19 protein-coding genes are annotated in these 21,685 nt (G+C 38.9%); 4 read left to right on the top strand and 15 right to left on the bottom strand.

The window, feature by feature from the left end:
* Positions 1–250 precede the first annotated feature (250 nt).
* Both H9630_RS05280 and H9630_RS05275 read left to right on the top strand, forming a co-directional pair.
* Entirely contained in the window at positions 251–928 is a 678-nt protein-coding gene (locus tag H9630_RS05280) for an NAD(P)H-dependent oxidoreductase (RefSeq protein ID WP_191714409.1), read from the top strand.
* Positions 929–1,201: 273 nt separating this feature from the next.
* Positions 1,202–1,408: a hypothetical protein gene (locus tag H9630_RS05275; RefSeq protein ID WP_191714408.1), complete on the top strand. Its 207-nt coding sequence runs from the start codon at positions 1,202–1,204 to the stop codon at positions 1,406–1,408.
* 337 nt (positions 1,409–1,745) lie between these two features.
* On the opposite strand, the gene H9630_RS05270 is transcribed toward H9630_RS05275, so the two are convergent.
* The 10 genes from H9630_RS05270 to H9630_RS05225 form a co-directional block, all read right to left on the bottom strand.
* Positions 1,746–2,888 (bottom strand): endo-1,4-beta-xylanase, encoded by a 1,143-nt coding sequence (locus H9630_RS05270; protein ID WP_191714407.1) that lies wholly within the window; start codon positions 2,886–2,888, stop codon positions 1,746–1,748.
* A gap of 563 nt (positions 2,889–3,451) precedes the next feature.
* Positions 3,452–4,444, bottom strand: a complete 993-nt coding sequence (locus H9630_RS05265) for an aldo/keto reductase (RefSeq protein WP_191714406.1) — start codon at positions 4,442–4,444, stop codon at positions 3,452–3,454.
* Positions 4,445–4,629: 185 nt separating this feature from the next.
* Positions 4,630–5,487 carry an SRPBCC family protein gene (locus H9630_RS05260; protein ID WP_191714405.1) on the bottom strand — a complete coding sequence of 286 codons (858 nt, stop codon included), beginning with the start codon at positions 5,485–5,487 and terminating at the stop codon, positions 4,630–4,632.
* A gap of 323 nt (positions 5,488–5,810) precedes the next feature.
* The gene (locus H9630_RS05255) at positions 5,811–6,671 is read right to left on the bottom strand and encodes a glycerophosphodiester phosphodiesterase (protein ID WP_191714404.1); all 861 of its coding nucleotides are present in this window, start codon (positions 6,669–6,671) and stop codon (positions 5,811–5,813) included.
* 171 nt (positions 6,672–6,842) lie between these two features.
* Positions 6,843–7,604: a uracil-DNA glycosylase family protein gene (locus H9630_RS05250; RefSeq protein ID WP_191714403.1), complete on the bottom strand. Its 762-nt coding sequence runs from the start codon at positions 7,602–7,604 to the stop codon at positions 6,843–6,845.
* Between the two features lie 31 nt (positions 7,605–7,635).
* Positions 7,636–7,827, bottom strand: a complete 192-nt coding sequence (locus tag H9630_RS05245) for a hypothetical protein (RefSeq protein ID WP_191714402.1) — start codon at positions 7,825–7,827, stop codon at positions 7,636–7,638.
* Positions 7,828–8,455: 628 nt separating this feature from the next.
* Entirely contained in the window at positions 8,456–9,487 is a 1,032-nt protein-coding gene (gene mcrC, locus H9630_RS05240) for a 5-methylcytosine-specific restriction endonuclease system specificity protein McrC (RefSeq protein ID WP_191714401.1), read from the bottom strand.
* Positions 9,484–11,487: an AAA family ATPase gene (locus tag H9630_RS05235; RefSeq protein ID WP_225218342.1), complete on the bottom strand. Its 2,004-nt coding sequence runs from the start codon at positions 11,485–11,487 to the stop codon at positions 9,484–9,486. The genes mcrC and H9630_RS05235 overlap by 4 nt, the downstream gene beginning before the upstream one ends.
* A 581-nt stretch (positions 11,488–12,068) precedes the next feature.
* Positions 12,069–12,878: a M20/M25/M40 family metallo-hydrolase gene (locus H9630_RS05230; RefSeq protein WP_191714400.1), complete on the bottom strand. Its 810-nt coding sequence runs from the start codon at positions 12,876–12,878 to the stop codon at positions 12,069–12,071.
* A gap of 81 nt (positions 12,879–12,959) precedes the next feature.
* Positions 12,960–13,712 carry a hypothetical protein gene (locus H9630_RS05225; protein ID WP_191714399.1) on the bottom strand — a complete coding sequence of 251 codons (753 nt, stop codon included), beginning with the start codon at positions 13,710–13,712 and terminating at the stop codon, positions 12,960–12,962.
* Positions 13,713–13,722: 10 nt separating this feature from the next.
* Between H9630_RS05225 and H9630_RS05220 the strand changes: the two genes are divergently transcribed.
* On the top strand, positions 13,723–14,364 hold the full coding sequence (locus H9630_RS05220) for a recombinase family protein (protein WP_191714398.1): 642 nt from the start codon (positions 13,723–13,725) through the stop codon (positions 14,362–14,364).
* Positions 14,365–14,660: 296 nt separating this feature from the next.
* On the opposite strand, the gene H9630_RS05215 is transcribed toward H9630_RS05220, so the two are convergent.
* Positions 14,661–14,951, bottom strand: coding sequence for a hypothetical protein (locus H9630_RS05215; RefSeq protein WP_225218341.1), 291 nt, complete (start codon positions 14,949–14,951; stop codon positions 14,661–14,663).
* Between the two features lie 242 nt (positions 14,952–15,193).
* Positions 15,194–15,598 carry a YkvA family protein gene (locus H9630_RS05210; RefSeq protein WP_191714397.1) on the bottom strand — a complete coding sequence of 135 codons (405 nt, stop codon included), beginning with the start codon at positions 15,596–15,598 and terminating at the stop codon, positions 15,194–15,196.
* Positions 15,599–15,772: 174 nt separating this feature from the next.
* Here H9630_RS05210 and H9630_RS05205 point away from each other — a divergent pair, with 174 nt between their 5' ends.
* Positions 15,773–17,977, top strand: coding sequence for a dynamin family protein (locus H9630_RS05205; RefSeq protein ID WP_191714396.1), 2,205 nt, complete (start codon positions 15,773–15,775; stop codon positions 17,975–17,977).
* Positions 17,978–18,755: 778 nt separating this feature from the next.
* Here the strand turns inward: H9630_RS05205 and H9630_RS05200 are convergent.
* Genes H9630_RS05200 through H9630_RS05190 form a run of 3 tightly spaced genes read right to left on the bottom strand, consistent with a single transcriptional unit; the run spans position 18,756 to position 21,680 of the window.
* Positions 18,756–19,784 (bottom strand): ornithine cyclodeaminase family protein, encoded by a 1,029-nt coding sequence (locus H9630_RS05200; protein ID WP_191714395.1) that lies wholly within the window; start codon positions 19,782–19,784, stop codon positions 18,756–18,758.
* 28 nt (positions 19,785–19,812) lie between these two features.
* Positions 19,813–21,150: a TRAP transporter large permease gene (locus H9630_RS05195; protein ID WP_191714394.1), complete on the bottom strand. Its 1,338-nt coding sequence runs from the start codon at positions 21,148–21,150 to the stop codon at positions 19,813–19,815.
* Positions 21,150–21,680, bottom strand: a complete 531-nt coding sequence (locus H9630_RS05190) for a TRAP transporter small permease (protein WP_191714393.1) — start codon at positions 21,678–21,680, stop codon at positions 21,150–21,152. The genes H9630_RS05195 and H9630_RS05190 overlap by 1 nt, the downstream gene beginning before the upstream one ends.
* Positions 21,681–21,685: the final 5 nt, after the last annotated feature.

Below are 21,685 nucleotides of genomic sequence, written 5' to 3'. Positions count from 1 at the left end.
ATGATATTAACAGATTCACATAAAAATGCATAAACACGATGTTTGATAACAACTGAACTTTCCTATAGTGTCTAACGTACAACGCCAGTTGATTAAGTGTAAGATGTTACATTTCCATTTTTTATACTTAATTACTGGATGACTAGGCTAAGCTCATCAAAACAAGGGAAATATCAACCTATTTTTTATTGATGTGAAGTCTGATAAAAGCTAGCTTGCCTAAATACAACGAAGAAGGAAGTTTTTGAACATGACACAAAAAGTAATAAAAAGACAAGAAATTCTGGATGCGTTTCAATTTAGACGGGCTATAAAATCCTTTGACCCATCAAAAAAAATCTCAGAAGAAGACTTTAATCTAATCTTGGAGGCAGCCCGACTTTCGCCAAGTTCAGTTGGCTATGAGCCTTGGAAATTCCTCATTATTCAAAACCAGGAATTCAGAGAAAAGCTGAAAGAAATTACTCCAGGTGCACGAGGCACTCTTCCCACCGCAAGTCATTTCGTGATCATTCTTGCAAGAACCATCAAGGATACCAAGTACGACTCCGAATATGCGAAAAATCAATCGCTTAATGCCGGGCTTCCTGCTGAAATGTATGATCAAATCAAAGAAGCGTATAAAGAATTCCAAGAAAACCAACAAAATCTCCTGGTAAACGAGCGTACAATGTTGGATTGGGCTGGAAAATCAACCTATATTCCTTTTGCCAACATGATGACTGTCGCCGCTTTCCTAGGAATTGACTCTTGTCCAATTGAAGGGTTTCATTACGATAAAGTACAAAAGCTTCTGGAGGAAGAAAACTTATTGGAGGATGGCCATTTAGCTGTATCGGCTATGGTTGCGTTTGGTTACCGGGAAGACGAGCCTAAATTCCCGAGAGTAAGAAAAGACATGAAAGAAATTGTGCAGTGGATTAATTAATGATCATTGAACATTCCATGAGAACTGCAGTCACCATGCTACAGTTCTTTTTTATTGACCGAGGATATTATTTGCTTCCTGTAGACTCAATGATACGTAAAATGTTTAATTACAATAATCACTTAGAGTTTGTTATAAATTATTAGTTTGGTACTATTGAAATAAATAATTTTAATAATAATCTGTATTGTCCGAAACTGGTCTATCTCAACGATTGAAAGCTCTTCATTTGTGAGAGAACTATTATTTGCATAAGAAAGGGTGAGCACTGGTATGGAGAAAATAGAAAATTCTCAATGGAAACTTAGTATGGCTGGTTTTACAGCTTTTGTTTTAGCTACTATTTTCTATTTAATAACTGGTCCTAATGTACCTGGAATACTCGGCTTCTTAACATCCGCTATAGTATTGTTCATTCTGAATGCTATTTATGTTTTATACACAAAAAGGAAATCAAGGGACATAAAAGATCAGCAATAAACTAGCTGCTAGACCTCTGCTATTCCGACCATATAAAACTGTCCGTAGTACAATGCAGAATGGTTACTGATTAATGCCATTAAGGAGTTCATAATTGATTAGGTGTGAATGAGAATATCTTATTGTTGCTTCAGCTTGACCATTCTCAATTCCAACGATTTGATATAGGCTGTCGAATTTGTATCATTCTTTTCACTCCGCTTGGTGTGTATCCCTCTATTTAGCATCCCATTTTTTATATTATAAAAAACTGCCTTTCCGTTGTTTGTAGTACTAAACAACGGAAAGGCAGTTCAAAATTAGAAACAGTTATAAATCTCAAATAGCCAATTTTTTATTAATCCATAATAGCCCAGTAAGCGGGTTTCACTTTATAATCGCGTCCAAAAACAAATGGTGCGTCCACTCCGACGCCGTCATTGTATTCTTCAGCACGATCATTCAACCACGTGTGATTATCAGCGATGCCCCAGAATGTGACACTGCTGATTTTGTCATCCAGTTTTTCATAAAGTTCGAACAAGTCATTGTAGCGTTCTGCCTGCGCTTGGAAACGTTCTTCTGGAATGTCTTCGTAAGTCGGATAAGCCGGTCTTGGCGGCCAGCCGTAAAGGCTGATATCCAATTCCGTGATTTGATTGTCCAGTCCGAGGCTCGCAAACATATTGATGGAATCCTCAGTTTCCTGAAGGGAAGGCCAGCCTAATTGAATGTGTCCCTGATGCCCTACGCCATCGATCGGCACTCCATCTGCCAACAAGTCTTTCACCAGGTTATACAAATCTGTCCGTTTCGGTTCTACTTCAGTATTGTAATCGTTGATATAAAGTTTAGCGTCTTTGCCGGCAAATCTTCTGGCAGTCTCAAAAGCGACTTTGATATAATCCGTTCCTGTCAATTGGTACCATTGAGATTCTCGAAGGCCGCCGCCATCATCAATGGTTTCATTGACCACATCCCACGAATCGATATCATTTTTATAGCGTTTAACGATTTCTTTCACGTGCTTTTCTACACGCTTAAGAACGATTTTTTTATTTTTCTCACGTTTCTTCACATCCGTTTCATCAACCATCGGCTTGCCTTTCTCATCCAGGAAGAACCATTCAGGAACTTGGCTATGCCAGATCAGTGTATGGAAACGAAGCTCCATATTATTTTCTTTCGCGAATTTGACGATTTTATCTGCTTCTTCAAAGTTGAATTTACCTTCTTCAGGTTGAATCGAAATCGGCTTCATGACGTTTTCAGCCACAATGCTGTTGTAATGATGCTTCAGCACTTCCCCGCTTTCACCTTCAAGCTGAAAAGGTTCGACCGCAGCTCCAATTGCAAAGGAATCGGCGTATCGTTCATAAATCGGATCAACGTCCAAAGCCTTGAGGGAATCTTCAGCATTAGCGGAACTGTTCAATCCTGCAGGTAATAAAAGGGCTAAAGCCAAGCCAGTGATCATCGGTTTACGTAGAACTTTCAGCATTTCTTTCTCTCCTTTTAAAATTAAATTTTTAAAAAAGGTCATCAGAAATCTCCAATCCTACCTCCTGTCTGAAGTTTTAAGTCTGCAAAGCACTTATAAGAAAGCGTTTTCATATTCCGCTTTGCAAGCCCAAAATGATTATAGCAATATTCAGTTAGTTTGTACGTTATATAAACTAAGTTTTTAGCCATAATTCTCAAAAGAGTTATATAGTAACAGAAACATTAAATTTAAACTCCTGAAAATATAGACTGAATAGTACGAAAATACCAAGAGTGGAAAACAGGCTTGTTTAAAGATTCTTCTTCTCCACTAGTGATTGACATTATCTTTGATCTGAATCTATCTTAACTAGAGAAATATCCTATTTAAATTCAATTAAAGGCCGTACTCATTTACCGAGTACGGCCTTTAATTCATTTTATTTCTTAGATAGTAAATTCTAAAAAGCGCAATTTCCCTCTTCCCGAAAAATAATATGGCGTACAAATTTAAAAATAAGCACAAAAAAAAGTTCCGGCTTTTAAACCGAAACCTTTTTGCTACTGCTACATCCACTTAATTTACATCTTACTTCCCGGCAAAACCGCTTTAGAAGAAACGAGTCCCGTTTCCATAAGTTCTTCCCAAAAAGCAGCTGGAATCTCCGCCTTCATCGCTTGCAGGTCTTCTTTGATGCGATCTGGCCGTGTTGAACCTGTTACTACTGCCTTCACTGCCGGATGCGCTGTCGAAAATTGAAGTGCTGCATCTTTTAAGTTCACATTATGATTATTGGCCACATCATTAAAGTGGTTGACTCTCTTCTGGATGTCAGGCGAAATTTCCTGGTAATCAAAATAGTCTCCTCCGAGCAAGGCACCGGAGTTGAAGGCCGATCCGATGACAAGTCCGCCTTCTTTTTCAAGCGCCAGCCGCATCATTCGCTCAAGTGCACGTTCATGCTGAAGCAGTGTGTACTGCGTTGCGGACAAGCTCAAATCCGGATGGGCCCCCTCCAACTCAAGCGCCACTTCGATCGGTGTTGTCGTGTTGACACCGAGTCCCCATGCCTTGATGACCCCTTCATCTCTGAGGCGGTCCAGCACTTTAAAGGCACCTTTTCGTGCTTCGTCAAATTTTGTAATCCATTCATCCCCAAGAAAATCCGGTGACAGGTCATGCACAAAGACCATGTCCAAGCGATCTGTTTTCAGGCGTTTCAAGCTGTCTTCAATCGACCGGAGCGTCCCTTGTTCTGTATAATCCGTTTGTATTTTGTTCTTGCGGCCATGTTCGAACAGCCCTTCTTTTTCTTCCTCTTCGTCAAGTATAATCCGGCCGACTTTTGAACTCAACAGGAAGTCATCCCGTTTATAGGAAGACAACACTTCTCCAAGTCTAAGTTCAGCTAATCCAGCTCCGTAAAACGGCGCCGTATCAAAATACCGGATGCCTTCTTCCCAGGCGGACTGGATTGTCTTCATCGCTTCATCTTCCGGTACCGCTCTGAACATATTGCCGAGCGGCGCTGTACCTAAACCCAATTTGTTTTTTATGATGATTTCGTTTTTCATGAGTGAGCACCTCTTTAGTAGATAGATTTTGTGAATGCATCTATAAGTATCTACCCGTCTGGAAATTGGATAAACTGGGACAATGCTATAGCAATTCACCAGTTAAAATGGACCCTGTAAGCTTTCGCTTTACAAGGTCCATTCCAAAAGTTAACTGATCTTTTTTAAGGTGCATCTGCTTTACATTAGCCGGCTAAGTTTTTCAGAATGCTTTGCCATCCTTGGCGCTGAAGATGCAAATTGTTTTGCTGTTCGGCTTCAAAGCGTTCTTCAATCAAACAGCCATCAGGCTTCTCAAAGATATCGATCCGTACCTTGCGCCCGTCACCCAACGCAAAATACAATTTTTTGGGAGGTTCAATTTCTGTGTAGGTGCCCCCAAAATCAAAAGATTCACTGCCGTCCTTAGCAGCCATTTCGTAGTGGAATTCGCCTCCAATCGCTAATGTATTTTCAGCGTTCGGACAATGCCAATCATCGCTGGCGTAATTCCACGACTTTACTTTTTCAGGCGTGACAAGCTTTTCCCAAATCTCCTCGGGACGTTGGCTCGACTTTTCACGAAGGGTGATCACTTTTCCTACATCTCCACTGGTTTGGAGCCGAATCGCCATGCGGTCAAAAGAACTTTCCCAGTTAGCTTTAAACTCTTCAGCCTCTTCTTCCGGGACATCCTGTTCTACTTCAAAAGTACACGTGCCGTCTTCCTTTGAGGTGAATGTATAATTCTCGAGGCCTGGCGTCCATTCCCGAGCCGTAGGAGAATCATAGTCATCGACGCCCCCCATCACCAAGCCCACATGCTTGATTGAAATAAACTCTGGCCATCGGCTTTCTGCAATTTCCGATATCATTCCACTTTCCAGCCCATTTTCATCTTCCCCCACAAAACGAATCTTGCTGCCCTTTGTCCATTCCCCGTAAAAGGTGGAGCCTTCAGAGAAGGCTTCTGTCCAAAAACGATAATGATCCGGATCAACCACAAGTTCCCAAAGCAATTCTGGAGCGACATTAAAATCTCTTTCAAGCCGGATTTTAATCATGATTTTCTCCCTTCTTTCAAAGTTCCCCCTCTGGATTTTATACAACATCATTTTTAGTAATTTTTAATCGTCTATTGAACGATTATCCGATTTCATTCTGTATACTCAATTATACATCTAAGAATTCACAATTTACAGACTACTATCTCAAAAACACATATCTAATTTATAAAATATGAGAAGATCATTCACATGCTTACTTCTTTAAGGGAAATGCGAAAACAAGGAAAAGCTTTAACGAGAATAATAAACACCCCAGTCGAAGAAGTTCAAAGTGGCAGCTGAGCTTCTTATGGATTGGGGTGCTTTGTGTATTTATTAAATTATGAGTTTTTCACGGGATGAGAATAAACATGCTCCGGAAAATCAGTAATGATTCCATCGACATTCAAATCGAATAGCCGCCATGCTTGTTCTTGCGTTCTTGAAGTGTACGGAAAAATATCCATCCCCGCTTCATGGACATCACTCACCAATTCGTGCGTGACGATGTTCATTGTTGGATTAAAGTAATCAGCGTAAGCCGCAAATTGAGCTAATTGCTCTTCGGTTACATTCGCCCAACTGCCTCCTGTCAAAACGCCATGGGAGAGATTCGGCAACAGCTCTTTCGATTTTTTCATGGATTCGTGATTGAAGGATTGGATGATGATTTTGTTGTTATTCGGCTTACTCATATTTCGTTCGATCAATGCATCCGCAATTTTCTCTTCCACTCCCGGATAAAGTTCCGGTGCCTTCAATTCGATTAAAATGCCCGTTTTCCCGCGGAATGCATCCAACACTTCTTCAAAAGTCGGAACCTCTTCACCCGCATAAGCTTCACTGAACCAGCTGCCGGCATCCAACTGCTCAAATTCCTCCAACGTTAAGTCGCCGACTTTGCCCGTTCCATTGGTTGTACGATCCACTGTCGTATCGTGAATGACGATGAGCTCTCCATCCTTTGTCATTTGGACATCAATTTCAATATAGTCCGATTTCATTTCAACGCCTTTTTGAAATGCTTCCATCGTATTCTCAGGTGCATGTCCCGAAGCTCCACGATGCGCAATATTCACCATCTTTTGCTGCTGCTGTTTGGTTAACACCTTGCCTGCTTCTCCCTGTTCGGCACCAAGTGCTGATCCTGTAAATGCTGTCAACGCCAAGCTTGCTGCCAATAGGGTAACGATTCGTTTCATTCAACCACTCCTTATGTATTGGATAACTCAAGCATAAGCAGTGAATGTATTGCAGGTATGAATAGAGCATTAAGAAAGGTTAAGTAAATGTAAATTAACGGAAATATTTTTTAGCCGAAAAAAAGGACTTGCATAAGTCCTTTTCCTTTTACCTATAAATAGTTCAGCTGGCTATTTCACTGCTTTTACACGAATAAAATGATTGTTCAGCTTTTCTTCCATAACAGCTTTGTTTTCGGCAAACTGTCTATGGCGATGGCCATTGCCGCCCGATGGATGCGGGAAGCCTGAAAGGATATTGCCCGGTGCAACCAGCCCTTGTTCCGACAGATATTGCAGAGCATTCGAAACGTTGACGCCTAATGGAATGATTAACGCATCCTGCAGGTTTTCCAATTCTGTCGCAAATTTTTCCGTAATGTATTTCTTCAACATATCATTTTTCAGCAGGTTCGGTGTCGATCCGCTGTAATTTTTTCCGTTATAAAATACAGGATAAGCGAGAACCGAAGTCGTATGAACCAGGTGGCTAGACTCTTCAAACAACTCAATGCTTGAGAATAACCCAAGATGCTCATTTAAGCCGAGTTCATCCAACATCTTGACCAGGTTCTTTCTCATAGTTCCTTCAAAACTGGAGTTATTCTTCACTTGGCGAAGAATTTCTTCGTTATCACTTTCTATTCGAGCCGCCTCAATTACAGTAGAAAAGGACTTTTTCATCTGATGCATGCCAGGCGTAATGCCGACAATGACGACTTTCGCCCCTTCGTTTACATATTCAAAAGGAGCGTAGTAAATCTCCAGCTTTTTCTTATCGTCTCGTTCAAGAAGAAATTTCTCGTCGATCAATGCCTCTTCTGTATAGGTCGATGGCATGGATTGAATCAATTTTTTGTACTGCTGAAACTTTGCGTATTTTGCGATTGCCATGGATGTAATGCTCCTTTTATTGAATTAATTGTTAGCCATTTGCCATATTGTACTCTTTAATTTGATAACCCAGTTCTTTAGCTGCAGCTTCAATGCTCTCATTGATCTTACTGATATTGTCTTCGAACTTCTTGCTGTTGATCAGTTTATAGGTCGCTTCATGAACCTTATCAATGCTCGACCAGTCGGCAACTAACGATGCTATGAATATGATTTGGTACATTCCTCATTGCGGCCTTAACAGCAGTAGTAGCAATCATCGCAATTACCATCAACAAAAAAAGTAACCGCTCTTTCCCTGGCAGGATTGTGGGCGATTACTCTTTAAGATAAACATTCTCATGATTTGGCCGGCCGCTCTTTTGCGGCATGTACTGCATTGACCGAGTGTAACAGCACTCGGTCTTTTTTATATCCATAGTATAGCATACTGTTTTTTAGGGAGAAAGCAGTATGCAAGGTAGTTTCTTGTTTCCTTTTCCTGATTAAGTAATGATAATCCGATCTCTCGTTCAAGGTCTTTAAGAAGTTATGTCTTATATAGTTCCAGTCTTCGACCTAGCTGGTTCTAAAATATCGCCTAGCTGCTTCTTTTAAATTGCTGTAGTCTAAATAATTGCTTATCCTCGTCAATATCCATCTTCAATTATCTCTCATGACTCCAGCCGCATAATAAATCATAATTTAATTATACAATAAGGGACATGAAGACGAATTCCATCACCATTTGGAAACCGTGTTCATGTCCTATTTTTTATGCTAAATCTCGGTGGATAAGCAAATCGTACGCTATAGCCAATCTTCGAATTGGTGTCATAAAACTCCCATATAGGCTTCTTGTCAACATTCCATTAATTCATAAGCAACGGAATCCTATTCAATTCCCCCACTATCTCTGACCATTCTGCACCCAAATTCAGAGTCCTAACAACCATCCGATTGCCGCTCATCCGATAATCCTGGTCTGGTGTAATCTCTTCGTCAGTCTTAGCATAAAGGATTAACCCCGAAACATCGCCACTTCCTGATTGGTCTCTGTTCTTCACATAAGCAAACATTTGATACAGATTCGCTGAGATCAACGTTCGGCTATTATATAGCGAGTTGAACTGCATAGAGCTGCCGTAATACTTGGCATCGATGATTAAAGTTTTCCCACCCTTCGATAAAGTGATGTCCGTCTTCATCGCCGGAAGAAATTCTTTCCCCCCATCATCGATGTTCCAGTCAATATAAGCAGCACTCGCTGAGTACTCGGGAAATTCTTTCTTGAAATAATTTAGCAAGAACTTCTCATATAGCTGGTGCATCTGCTGATCGTCCAGATACTCCTTCATTTTGAAATCGCCATTTTCAGGATTCATCAGCAGTCCATTAATCACCAGCTGACAAATGTTAATCAGCATCTGATAGGTCGCGTTGTTTCGATGATAGGAGACGGCCTTCCATTCAATTGAATGTGGCTCAATCATATCTACGTTTTGGAAATAAAGAAACAATTTCCGAAGTTCTTTTCGGTGTTCGACTTTGACTTTTTTATTCCCGACCAGCAAGTTCATCGTTGTTTTGATGATTTGATTGTGCAAGATATTCTCGGAGAACTCATCATAATGGCAGACCATGCTTTTCTTCACCAGCGTGCTCTCTTTCAGCGAAGTGGTCAAATCAATCTTGCCACGCAGGCTCTTCAGCGTTTGAGTTTGACTGACATAGTCTTTATGAAGTCCGCGCTTGCACTGGTTTGCCACACCTTGTACTAGAATAGCAGCAAATAGATCGTGAATATTACTGAAATCTTCGCCTTCCACACTTTTATAGCCTTCTTCTCGCAAGATCCGGTAAGCATACGAAAGCATATAGTAGATATTCTTAATTTGAATCACTGGATAGCGCCTCGCAGCTTCTTGCTCCATAGCGAGATTTGGGAAGGCTCATCAAACCAGTATTCTGTAATTAAGGGAATCAATTCATATTCCACGACTTCCTTCAGCCAATGTTCATCGATTTCAGTAAGAGATGAGAAATAACTATGTCCGATCCGGAAGCCAGAACCAAGAGCGGCATCGTCAGCAATTTCAATGTTCATGGCAATCACGGTTTGAATTAAACTGTCAAATTTTTCATTCCCAACCTCATTTTGATATTCTTTAAAACCTAAACTTTCAAACGCTGGTTCGAATTCGAAAAACGCGAACCGGCGGCGGAGCGCATAATCAATCATCGCAAGGCTTCGATCGGCTGTGTTCATCATGCCGATAATAAAGACGTTTTCGGGCACTGAAAACTGCTCATCCTCATACAATAAACGCAATTCTTTGCCCCGCTTATCATTTTCAATCAACATCAATAGCTCTCCGAAAATCTTACTTAAATTACCCCTGTTGATCTCATCAATGATGAAAAAGTACGGCCGGTCATCCGGTTCCGCTTTTTTGCAGAATTCATAAAACGGACCCTTCACTATAGAAAAGCCGTTTTCACTCGGGCGATAACCCATAATGAAATCTTCATAGCTATAACTTTGGTGGAACTGAACGACTTGTACACGACTCTTGTCTTTCTTGCCCATCATCGAATAAGCCAGACGTTCCGCTGCATACGTCTTCCCTACTCCTGGTGCCCCAAGCAGTATTATATTCTTCTTTCGAATGAGAAGATTTTTTAATGTCCGGTACTTTTCTTCGCTAATATACACATCAGATAAAAAATCTTTTTCTGTGTATTCGCTATAGAGTATTTCAACTTCTTCATCTGTCGCGTTATTATTTCCGGAAACCTCATCAAACATTCTTTCCAGCTTTTTATGATAATCCGTATAAGGGGTTATATCCGTCAGTGTCTTTAATACAATCTGTCCTTCATGATCCCATTCGCCTTCATGTGTCCACTTTACTTTGCGGATATTATTGTATTCCCCACGGGACGAATCATAAAAATAGTCAGTAGCTACAATCCCTCGCCCAATTATTTTAGATAGACCTTTCTTTACAAAGACTACATCACCCATCTTCATTTCGTTCGCAAATTGCCAAGTCGCATGACCTGCGTTTTTATAGGAAAATTCATCTCCATACACTTGTTTCATTTTTTCCTTCATCGAGTTTTTCGTAGCATAAGGCTTCAAATCACCCAACTCTTCCCAACCGATTCCCATAATGCCTTTCGCGTAAAACTCTTTCCAGAACCGTGACCCTTCACCCGGCGCATAGATCCAATAGCGCTTTTCTTCCTTCACTTTTTCTACGGAAGAGTCCGTTGCAGGAATATGCTCATACTTTCCAGCAATTATATTTTTAATCACTTTGTTCGCTTCTCTTTTCACCCTGAAGTTAGTTGCTCCTGCATATCCTAAAATTTCCATCTTCTTCGTTCGTTCATCTGCCAACAATAACGTTCGTTCAATAATCTCATCCGTCAATTTTTTCTCAATTTTGATGTCTACTGCCAAATAGGATTCGTTATTTAATTGATCACTGCGTCTGTACGGATCATCCAGCGGCTCTCTTGTTTCCGGATCGTTAAGAACTGTCCCTGTAGCAATAATTCCACCTCCGGTCCCTGACAGCCAAATATAAGCCTCATCACCTTCTTTTATCTGTTTAGGGTATTGATTCACCGCCCATGTAATCTGGTCAAGATCGTTGACTGCACCTACAACATCGTAATATTTAGGATTTCCTTGAAATATCCATGTAGACGGCTCTTCACGTTCCTTTAAGAATTTAGCATACAGTATCATGCCGTTAGAATATGCTTTGTTGCCAGCACTTAAATCCACTTCGCGGAAATTAGGGGCTGAAAGGATCCGGTTATGTATGGTGGTGAATTCTTCAAAAGAAGTAATTTCGAACAAATCTGTAGTCGGAATGTCTGGGAGGTCCAATTTTTTACTACTTCTACTTATCGAATTAGTATAAGCATTAATCGTATTATTTTTATAAGGTTCATTGTTTGATTTCTTTTGTAGGCTCATCCAATTTTGGAATTCAGTTTTTAAATAGCTATTGCTCATTATTGAACATCTCCTTATGATTTACAGTTATTTCTAAATTATCTTTTCAAAATAACTTTAACAGAATTTTATAAACACTTATATAGGAGAAGGATAAAAAATGCTTATAATTTGAAGGTTAATAAAGACTTTAGCAATTACTTATAGAACAGATTTCCCTATCTTGAACCACGACAATTATTCAGAGGATTTCTTATCTTATAATTATTCATCGATTGAATGCTCCTTGCTCGATAGAAATCATACAAACAAATAGATGAACAGAAATCATTTTTTTAAGAGGTGAGCTAACAAGCTATAAAAATTCTTAGTAAGATTTTTTTCAAAACTACCTTCTCTTACGAATAGTTTCTTATGTAAAAGGCCGGAGATAAAGGTGTTCTTTTTCTCCGGCCTTATTATTTAGAAAAATTTAGAATGCTATAAATACTATACAAGTACTTCATTTTACCTCATTGTTCATTTATTACTTCTTTGTTTTCTATAATTTGAAGTATATTCCTTAGCTTCTCTCCATTCTTTAAGACTGTACTCAGCAGCTTAAACGCTTCGTAACAAGCCTCCGTGTCCAGATACTCCTCTGAAGTATGCTCATTTTGATAACCTACAGACAAATTCACACTCTGTATTCCATGAGATGCCCATATCTTCGTATCACTGCTGCCTCCTGGCCGACATTTCCAGTCATTCAATCCTGCACCTGTTGCAATTTCTTCTATCCAATTACCATACGCTTCGTCGCATAATTTCAGTCCACTCCCTCTAGAGGTGATTATGTCGCCAGCCCCACGACGATCCGCTACAAAAGCAGCATCCACATCGCTCAGAAAATATGCGTCTATATTTCTTGCTCCAATGAGTCCGATTTCTTCTTCCACTGTGAAAATGAATTTCACTTTGCCGTTAAAATTGAGTTCATCCATTCTCCTTGCTAATTCCAGTAAAATCGTCACACCCGCCCGATCATCCGCTCCTAATATGCCTTCTGTGCTTGACCAAATCTTCCCCTGTTTTAAAATTTTTCGTCCTTCATCAAATCCATATACTTTATCCAGATGAGCATTCAATAAGATTACAGGACCATCCCCAGTTCCGCAGCTTTTCTGTGCAAGTACATTTCCTTTCCTGTCTACTGTGATGTTATCTAAATGAGGACCTAGTCTATCCACAACGTGCTGACGAATTGTTTCTTCATAACCGCTCTCCTCATCTATTGCCAGACACTCTTCCAGTTCTTTCAAAAAGCTGTTCCAGTTTTCCATAATATCCTCTCCCCTTCTTTTCTTGTCTATATCATACAAAAAAAGCTGTGACACGATTGTCACAACCAGTAAAAGAAAGGGTTATTCAATTTCTTCATCTATACGGTAGAGAACTATATATGGTTTGGAACCATCATAATAGTAAGCTTGACCATTTGGTACAGTAGCAATCACTTCAGGAATTGAAACATTTTTCAGAGCCACCCTTAAGCGACTGATGGCCCTTCTGTAGGTCTCCCATTTCAATTCATCATCTAGACTTAAATTTCCAAAAAACCGCTTCACATCCCCCGCTTTAGCAGGCTTACTTTCTGAGCTTTCATTCAGTAAGTAACGCAACAAATCGCTCAATGCTTTACTCAAGGAAACCGCTTGTCCATTATAGTTCAAACTGGTTTCCACATCGCCAAAGTATAGGATAATCGTGTCTCTTGGGTTATTCATCGATATGTCCTCACAATCTTGTTTTGAACAAGTGGTCCTGCCTTCAATCGTTTTCTTACAAAAAGCATGGTTCCATAAGTAATTGTCATTATTGTTCATCACTGAAAAGAGGCCTGAAAATTCATATCCAGGCACCTGCTCTATTTCGGCATCCCGAAGCTTTTCTAGTGTGGCTCGAGCTCGATGAGCAACATTTAACGCACTATTCGTCAAATAAAGATGAGCACGCTTAAGCTGTTGCTCGTTAAGACTCATCGCCAGATTTTTGTTTAAATCTATATTATTTATTGAAATCTGAAAGTACTGAAGAGCTTTAGCGTATTCCTGTTGCTCATAAGATAAAAAACCCAATCGATATGGAGCAATCGGGTTTGTTGGATCAAAGGACAATGCTTTTATTATGGAAAATCGTAAATTTGGCTACATACGTGTCAGCAGCAAAGATCAAAACGAAGGTCGTCAATTGGAAGCCATGCGGAAAATGGGCATCACTGAACGAGACATTTATTTAGACAAGCAAAGTGGGAAAAACTTTGAACGCGCAAACTATCAATTACTGAAACGGATTATCCGAAAAGGAGACATTTTGTACATCCACTCGTTGGATCGATTTGGCCGAAACAAAGAAGAGATTCTTCAGGAATGGAATGACCTGACGAAAAACATCGAAGCAGATATTGTCGTGCTGGATATGCCGTTACTCGATACAACACAATACAAAGACAGTATGGGAACATTTATTGCGGACTTGGTTTTGCAGATTCTTTCGTGGATGGCAGAAGAGGAACGGGAACGCATCCGGAAACGACAGCGTGAAGGAATTGATCTGGCGTTACAGAATGGCATCCAGTTTGGCAGACCAACCGTTTTTGTATCTGAGGAATTTAAAGATGTTTATAGAAGATGGAAAGTTAAAGAGCTAACAGCGGTCCAGGCGATGCAGGAGGCCGGAGTTAAAAAGACTAGTTTTTATAAATTGGTAAGAGCACTCGAAGAAGAAGTTGCTTCCACTATATATATAGAAGAAACTTCTCAAAAATAATTATTTACAATGAAAACAAAAGAACATTTTCATCCTCATTTTATAGAGAGTTAATTATTAATATAACGAACCCTCGAACCTCTACAACGCTGATAGCTTTCTATTAACTAAACTATCTCATTATACGAGGTTCTTCCTACAAAATTAATTAGAACATCAGATTATGTAAAGGCCAAAAAACTGACTTCGTTCGAGCTGAAGTCAGTTTTTTTTAGATGAATTCAAAATTCTAGGAATCAAATCTAAGAATTCTTTTCCTCCTGCTACAGCTGCTTTAATAAACATTTCCTTCATTTTCAGATCTCCTTTAACTGGTTATTAAAAACTTCAGTCATTTTTTTACCACTTACTGCTCCTGCAGCAACCCCTGTTCCTGTCCCAAGAAAAGAACCAACACCAAAACCGATTCCAGCACCTAATGGGCCAGCTACGACCATACCAATTCCTGTTCCTAAACTTGCACCTGAGAAGCCGCCAACAGCACCGCCTGTACCTGCACCTATTACTACCCCTGCTTTTTCTAACGTATATTTTTGAACTAAACTTAAACCTTTATCTAAAAAATTATTTTGTTTTTCACTTTTCATTACTGTCACCTCTTCTCTTCCATTTTTTCAGTAATATTTTGCATAGACTTAATAAATTCTACTACGACTGATTTTAAAACTTCGCTATTCATTCTTTCACCTCCATTCTTTCGCTATCTTATTTATAGTACTCAAGGTTTTTCTTATTAGGGAACCTTACAAAATAAAAACTGTTAATGCACGTTTTTCTCTTCTGGCTGCCTTTACATCAAGATTATTGTCTTTATTTTTGAACTCGAACTTCATAATTCATTAAAATCTTTTCTGAAAATGCCTAATTTTCTCATCCTTTCAGTTGCAAGAAATTTTACTTCTTCATCTATAGAAGAATGAATTTTCGATACAGCTTTTAATATTAAGGCTGTATCATCCGCAAAACCGACTACGGGGATAAAATCTGGGATGAGATCCACTGGGAGTATTAAATAACCTAGTGCACCAACGATAATAAGCGCATCTGCTTGAGATACTTTGCGACTTTGAAATACTTCAAATAATAAGAAGGAGTAATAAATAGTTTCTGTACTTAGATATTTAACGGACTTACTAATTTTAGAAAAGAAAGCATTTGCATTAAAGTGCTTAGCTGAACTCTTTATGGATTTCTCGAACTTTTCATCATCTTTAAATCCCTCAAACGTTGTCATAATCAATTCCACCTTTAGTTTTTTTTGATAAATCCATCATAAACATAATTTAAAAAAATGTCAAATACTATTTATGCGTTTTCGCATAACAAAAAATAATTATAATATATGGTTATGCACTAATCATTTATTATGATAATATGATTATAGAATCTAATAGAATGAGGTGACCAAGTGTTATTAAATTTAAAGTATTTTAGAGAAGAAATACTAAAGCTCAGTCAAGCCGAATTTGCTGAACTAGTCGATCTTAGGCAAGATGCTGTATCTAGAATGGAAAAGGCACCCGACCAAATATCAATAGAGAACTTAATGAAAATCTCTCAAACTACTGGTTATCCAATAGATAATTTGTTAAATATACAAAACAGCGTAATAGAACCATTACAATTTAACAAATCACTGAATGAGGTTATTTCATTAAAAAATAAAACCTCAGCAATCATTGATAATGCCCTTGCTGAAAATAATCAAGTCGATTATAAAATTGAAATTTTTGATCAGTTGTCTTTATTAAAAACGGCCTTAAACACACTGGTGAGAAAGCCTCGCGTGGTTTTCTTAGGGAGTTCAGATGTGGGGAAAAGTTCAATGATAAACACTTTATTGGGCCAAGAGAGATTGCCAGCTAGTTGGACTCCAACTACATCCATTCCTATCTTAATTAAGCATATTAAAGAGAGACCGACTTATATGGAAGAAAAAACGACCGTTATTTTGAAAAGCGAAAATTTTGAAACAAATATAGACTTATTTGATATTGTGAGCGAAATTGAACCAAAAATTCTTAAAGTTGGGGGATACGAAATCTTAGAGGAATATGGAACTCGGAAGAAGGTTATTTCAGATTCTTCAATAGCTATTTTGTACTTAGATAGCCCAATTCTAGAATTATGCGACTTAATAGATGTACCAGGTTATGGAACTGGGGATCGTATTGAAGATGATATGCAGGCGTTGAAAAGCAAAAATATTGCAGATATAGTTATCTATCTTTCTTTAACAAATGGATTTTTGCGTGGAAATGAACTTTCCTATCTTAAAGATGTAATAGATTCTATTCCGCCAATCAATACAGATGAAAGTAGTAATCTTTCGCCATTAAATAATCTTTATGTTGTAGCATCTCAAGCACAAATTGTGAAAGACGTTAGTGAAACTAATGTAATTTTAGAAGCTGGAGCAGATAGATTTAATTCTATTTTGCCGGAAGGTTATTGGGAAAGTAGAATCGAGAATTCAAACCCTTTGAATAACAATAAATTAGTGAGAGAGCGAATGTTCACATTTTCAAAGGATTCTAAAGAAAAGAGAGCCGAATTTGAGGAAGACTTTAAGTCATTTCTTGAGAACTTTAGCGATACGATAACTCTAAAGACTAAAAAACTTATTACAAACAGTGCCACTGAATTTTCGAAATTAGCAGAAGCCCAAATTGAAGAAATTGAAAGAGAAAAAATCGATAAAAAAGAAGCACTAGCCCATGTTAAAGAAATAGAAGAATCTTTAAGAGATGACAATAAATTAATTAATGACCAAATGAATAAAGTTCTTGAACAAGTGAATGACTTGAGTGAGCTGACTCATTTAAAGTTAAATAAAAACATCAATGAGTTCATGAATCAAGACTCCTTAATTGACCAGATCAATGCTATGGATCTAGAAAATAAGAAAGCAGACAAAGAAAAATTTATAATGTTCGTTAACAATAAACTTCACCAGATATTAAAAGACGTTATCGATGAATCAAATAAAAAAGTTCTTTTGCTTACAGAAGAATATTTCAATGCGCTAAATCTTAGAATAAAAACAGTTAAGACTTCAGTTGAAATGGAGAATCAACACAAAAACAATCTTAAGAATCTTTTCTTTTCCGGTTTAGCTGGCGCAGCAACATATGGGGGATTAACTTTTTATATGTCGACCCTAGGAAATTTGGGGGGATATATATTGGTGACTAAGGCTGTTGGAGTTCTCTCTGCCATGGGAATCAGCGTAGGTGGAGGAGCTGCTGCTGTAACTGCAATTTCAGCCATAGGAGGGCCGGTTACCCTAGTAATAGGTTTGGCGATAACTGGCGCAATAATTACTTACTCCATTTCAGGAGTAGGATGGAAAAAAAGCTTAGCTAAAGCTACAAATAAGCAGTTTGAAAAAGCAAATGCAGTTTCAAAATACGAAGAAGTATTAAGTGAATATTGGAAAGAGACAATACTTGGCTTTAAAGTTGGTAGTAAAACTTTGAAAGATTCTCTCTATAGCCAACTTATTAATGAACAAAAATTATTGGAATTGAATGGTGTAGACATGGATTTGGTGATTAAAGATCTAAAAAAACTAATTAAAACCACTGAGGAATTATTAAAAATCTCAATTTAACCTAAGAATTACTGGCGAATGCTGTTAAAATCATTCTTCACACCGTTTATGAAAAACTGATTTTGAAAATAGTTATGAGACAAATAAAAAGGCAGAAAAGAGGTCTTGGACCTTCTTCTCTGCCTTTTCAAAAATCATCGTTTTTGATTTATTTGAAATTTTATTGGACTATTGTATATAGATTCATAAAATATTAAAATTTATTCATATGTTGCCGTATCATATTAAATTAAGCTCATACTGAACTTTTTGAGATGTTTAAGAAATTATTGACAGTTTGCTACGTTAAATATTGCTTCGTTAAATGCCTGTTTCCCTGCATGTACGGGCTCGGAAATTCTTCTGTTATCAGTCCGACTGTCACCAGCAGATCTTTATGGAGAGACGGCCGAAATGGTGGAACGCTTACGATCGAAAGTCTTTGCGGTTAGCGATTGCTCGCTTTTTCGCTTAGTGTGGATGCAAAGACCGCCTCAGATGGAACGGAAACGGACCCATAGCGTCGATCCCTATCATTCACTGGATCAGAAACAGTGAAATTAGTGTTTTCTGATCTTTTTTCTGTTCACTGTCTTCCATTTAGTCTCTTCAAAAGGATAGAGCATCTTCACAAATTCATCCTACGCAAAAGACTGGTTGTCTCCTGCAAGGAGCGGCATCCGCCCATCACTTCAATCCGATTCTACCTTGCCCGCCAACTGGCCGCTCCGTACGGATTGACAGCGCTGGCTGTTCGAGAAAGTTTAATTTTCGGATTTGGCAATATTATTTTTGTTTTTTATAGAGGGGTGGCTATTTCGCCCGTTCCTAAAAAGTCGAACGGTTTACCCATCTTCCTCTTCTTCGCTTCATCCATAGCAAATTTGGCTACGCTGATATCCATTGCGCCAGTACCAATCGGTATACAAATAACCCGCTTGTTTCGGAAATCTTCAATGGTCTTCACGCCGATGGCAAGCTCTCCAATCGTCGCGTCGATATGTTCCTTAGTTACTTTCCCCTGTTCGTTCAAGTCTTTCAAGACGCCGCGGTGTAAACATTGCTCGACGTGATCGACAACAATATGATCAGCATTCAAAATGAATTCGTTTTCGACTTCTTGGTAAGAGCCCATAGGGAAAACAACCGTCCCTGGCTGTACCCACTCATCCTTGAGGAAGCTATCTTTCGATTGCGTGACACAAATAATTGCATCCACATTTTGAGCTACTTCACTCGGTTCTTTAGCAATCTTGATATTTCCTCTTACATAAGACTCCATCGATTCTTTGAATTTCTCTGCCACTTCCCTATAAATATCGTAAACGATCAGTTCTTCGATATCGAAGACTTCTGACAGTGCCATGGTCTGTGTTCTTCCCTGCATTCCCGCTCCGTAAAGCCCAACTTTGATGCTCTTCTGACCACGCTTGATGTACTTCAGTGCATTTGCGGTCTGAGCCCCTGTCCGGAAATTCGTGATATATGCTCCATCCATTACACTGACAAAATTCCCGATTTGGGGATTGATCAACAGGATCATAGAAGTGATATATGGCAGACCCAGTTCTTTTCGTTTCCCTAACAGTCCACCAGCCCACTTAATGCCGGCGATATCTTGCCATCCGATGTATGCTGGCATTGCATTCATAAAACCTTCATATGGTGGATATGCTGCTGTTTCACCAAGGTCCAACAAAACTTTTGTAGGGTTGACAGTTTTTTCGTTTCCCATGTCCTGAAACGTTTTGTCCACCAGTTTTACTACATCTTTCATCGTAACAAGCTCTTTGATCTCTTCTTGATTCAATAATAGTGTCTGTTCCAATTTTATCGTTCCCTTCTAATAATGCTTATTAATATCCAAACCATCTAGGTATCGCCATCGATAAAGGTTCAAAGAATACAGTAAGTAAAATAACCGGAATAAATCCAAAGACGATAAACATAATTGTAGGTCTTACCACTTCACTGAATTTCGCATTTCCGACTCTCATGCCAAAATAGAGAACGCTTGCATAAGGTGGAGTAATGCCACCCATCGCGAGGTTTACAGCCATAATGGCAGCGAAGTGAATCGGATCCACTCCATAACTGACGACTAACGGAAGTAGTAATGGTGCCGTCAAAATAATAGCTGTGGTATCGTTTACAATCATCCCCACAAATAGCAAGAAAATCGTAACGATTATTAAGACAACAATTTTACTCTCTGTGATATCAACAAATACCTCCACTAGCGTCTGTGGAATTCTCATATGCACATAGGTTTGTGCCAGTAACAATGAAAAAAAGATCATCGTCATAATTGAGCCGACAGAAGATGTAGATTCTTTAAATAAGCCGATGAGGTTTTTAAATTTCAATTCCCGGTAAAGTGCGATACCTATAAAGATGCCTAAGACACTCGCAACAGCTGCTGCTTCAGTTGGCGTGAAATACCCACCGTATATGCCTCCCAAAATTACAACCGGTAAAAGCAGTGAAGGCAAAGCAGCTAAAAAGATTCTCGATTTGCTGTTCGCTTCACCCAAGAACTTATAATTCATTTGCTTGGATGCATCGATATCATCAATGCTTTCGTTATACTTATGCCCCTGTGAAAAATATTTTTTTGTATAAATCATATGTATCGTGATAAAAAGCACTATCAGTAATACACCGGGTCCAATGGTTGCTAAAAAAGAGCCTAAGACAGATGTTCCTGTCGCCCAGCCATAGATGATAATCATGACACTCGGGGGAATAAGAGCACCCAAAACGGAAGATACACTTACAAGTGCTGTAGAGTATCCTCGAGAGTATCCTTGGCGGATCATACGGGGAATCATTATTTGCCCTACTGAAGCGATTCCTGTAAACGAACTTCCGGAGATGGCACCCAAAAATCCGGAAGTCAGAACTACAACCGCTCCTATTGCGCCTTTGATTTTCCCTATGAATAAATTAGCAAACTGGAGTAAACGGTCTGCTATTCCACTGACACTCACGATAGAACCAAACAAAATGAAAAGTGGCACTGCCAATAAGGAAGGGCTGATAATCTGGTTGAATCCCCACAAAGTTATCGTGATAATCGGGAGGTCCGCAAAAACAATCATAAAGATTACCGCGCCGCCAAAAGCAAATGGAAGGGGAGTTCCTAAAATCAATAGAACGAGCAGTAATAATATGTTCAAAATGAATAGAAGCATTAAATCCCCCCCCCCTTTCTAGAATTTCCAAAATAGTTTTTTGCATCACGCAAACTCAATATCAAATCAACAAAAGTATACAGTGTCATTAAAGCCAACCCCACAAACAAAGCTGATTCAATAAAGAACATCGGCATGGACAGTAGAGGACTGAGTTTCCATAGATCGAACGAATACATCAGGAAATTAAACATCCAGTACGTTAATACAATTCCGATAATCAAACTGACAATATTTTTTATCACATGAATGATTGTTAATACGGTTTGGTTTTTCATGAAGACCTCTAGAATATCGACAGAGATTTGAGATCTTTCTTGTGACGCATTAGCTGACCCAAGCATATAAAGCCAAATCGTCGGAAGAATAAGCAATTCCTCGATGCCCATTAATGGAGCATTGAATGCTCTTAATATGACTTGGACAAACACTAAGAGGAGAAGCATAACCATCATAAAAACGCCCAGACCTTGTTGGATAAATATCAGTTTAGAAGTCAGTCCTTTATAAATCGAATTTCCCTTATTCAAAACTT

Source organism: Planococcus wigleyi, from assembly GCF_014836985.1.
Taxonomy (GTDB): domain Bacteria; phylum Bacillota; class Bacilli; order Bacillales_A; family Planococcaceae; genus Planococcus; species Planococcus notacanthi.
This window is presented reverse-complemented; position numbering and strand designations above follow the sequence as displayed.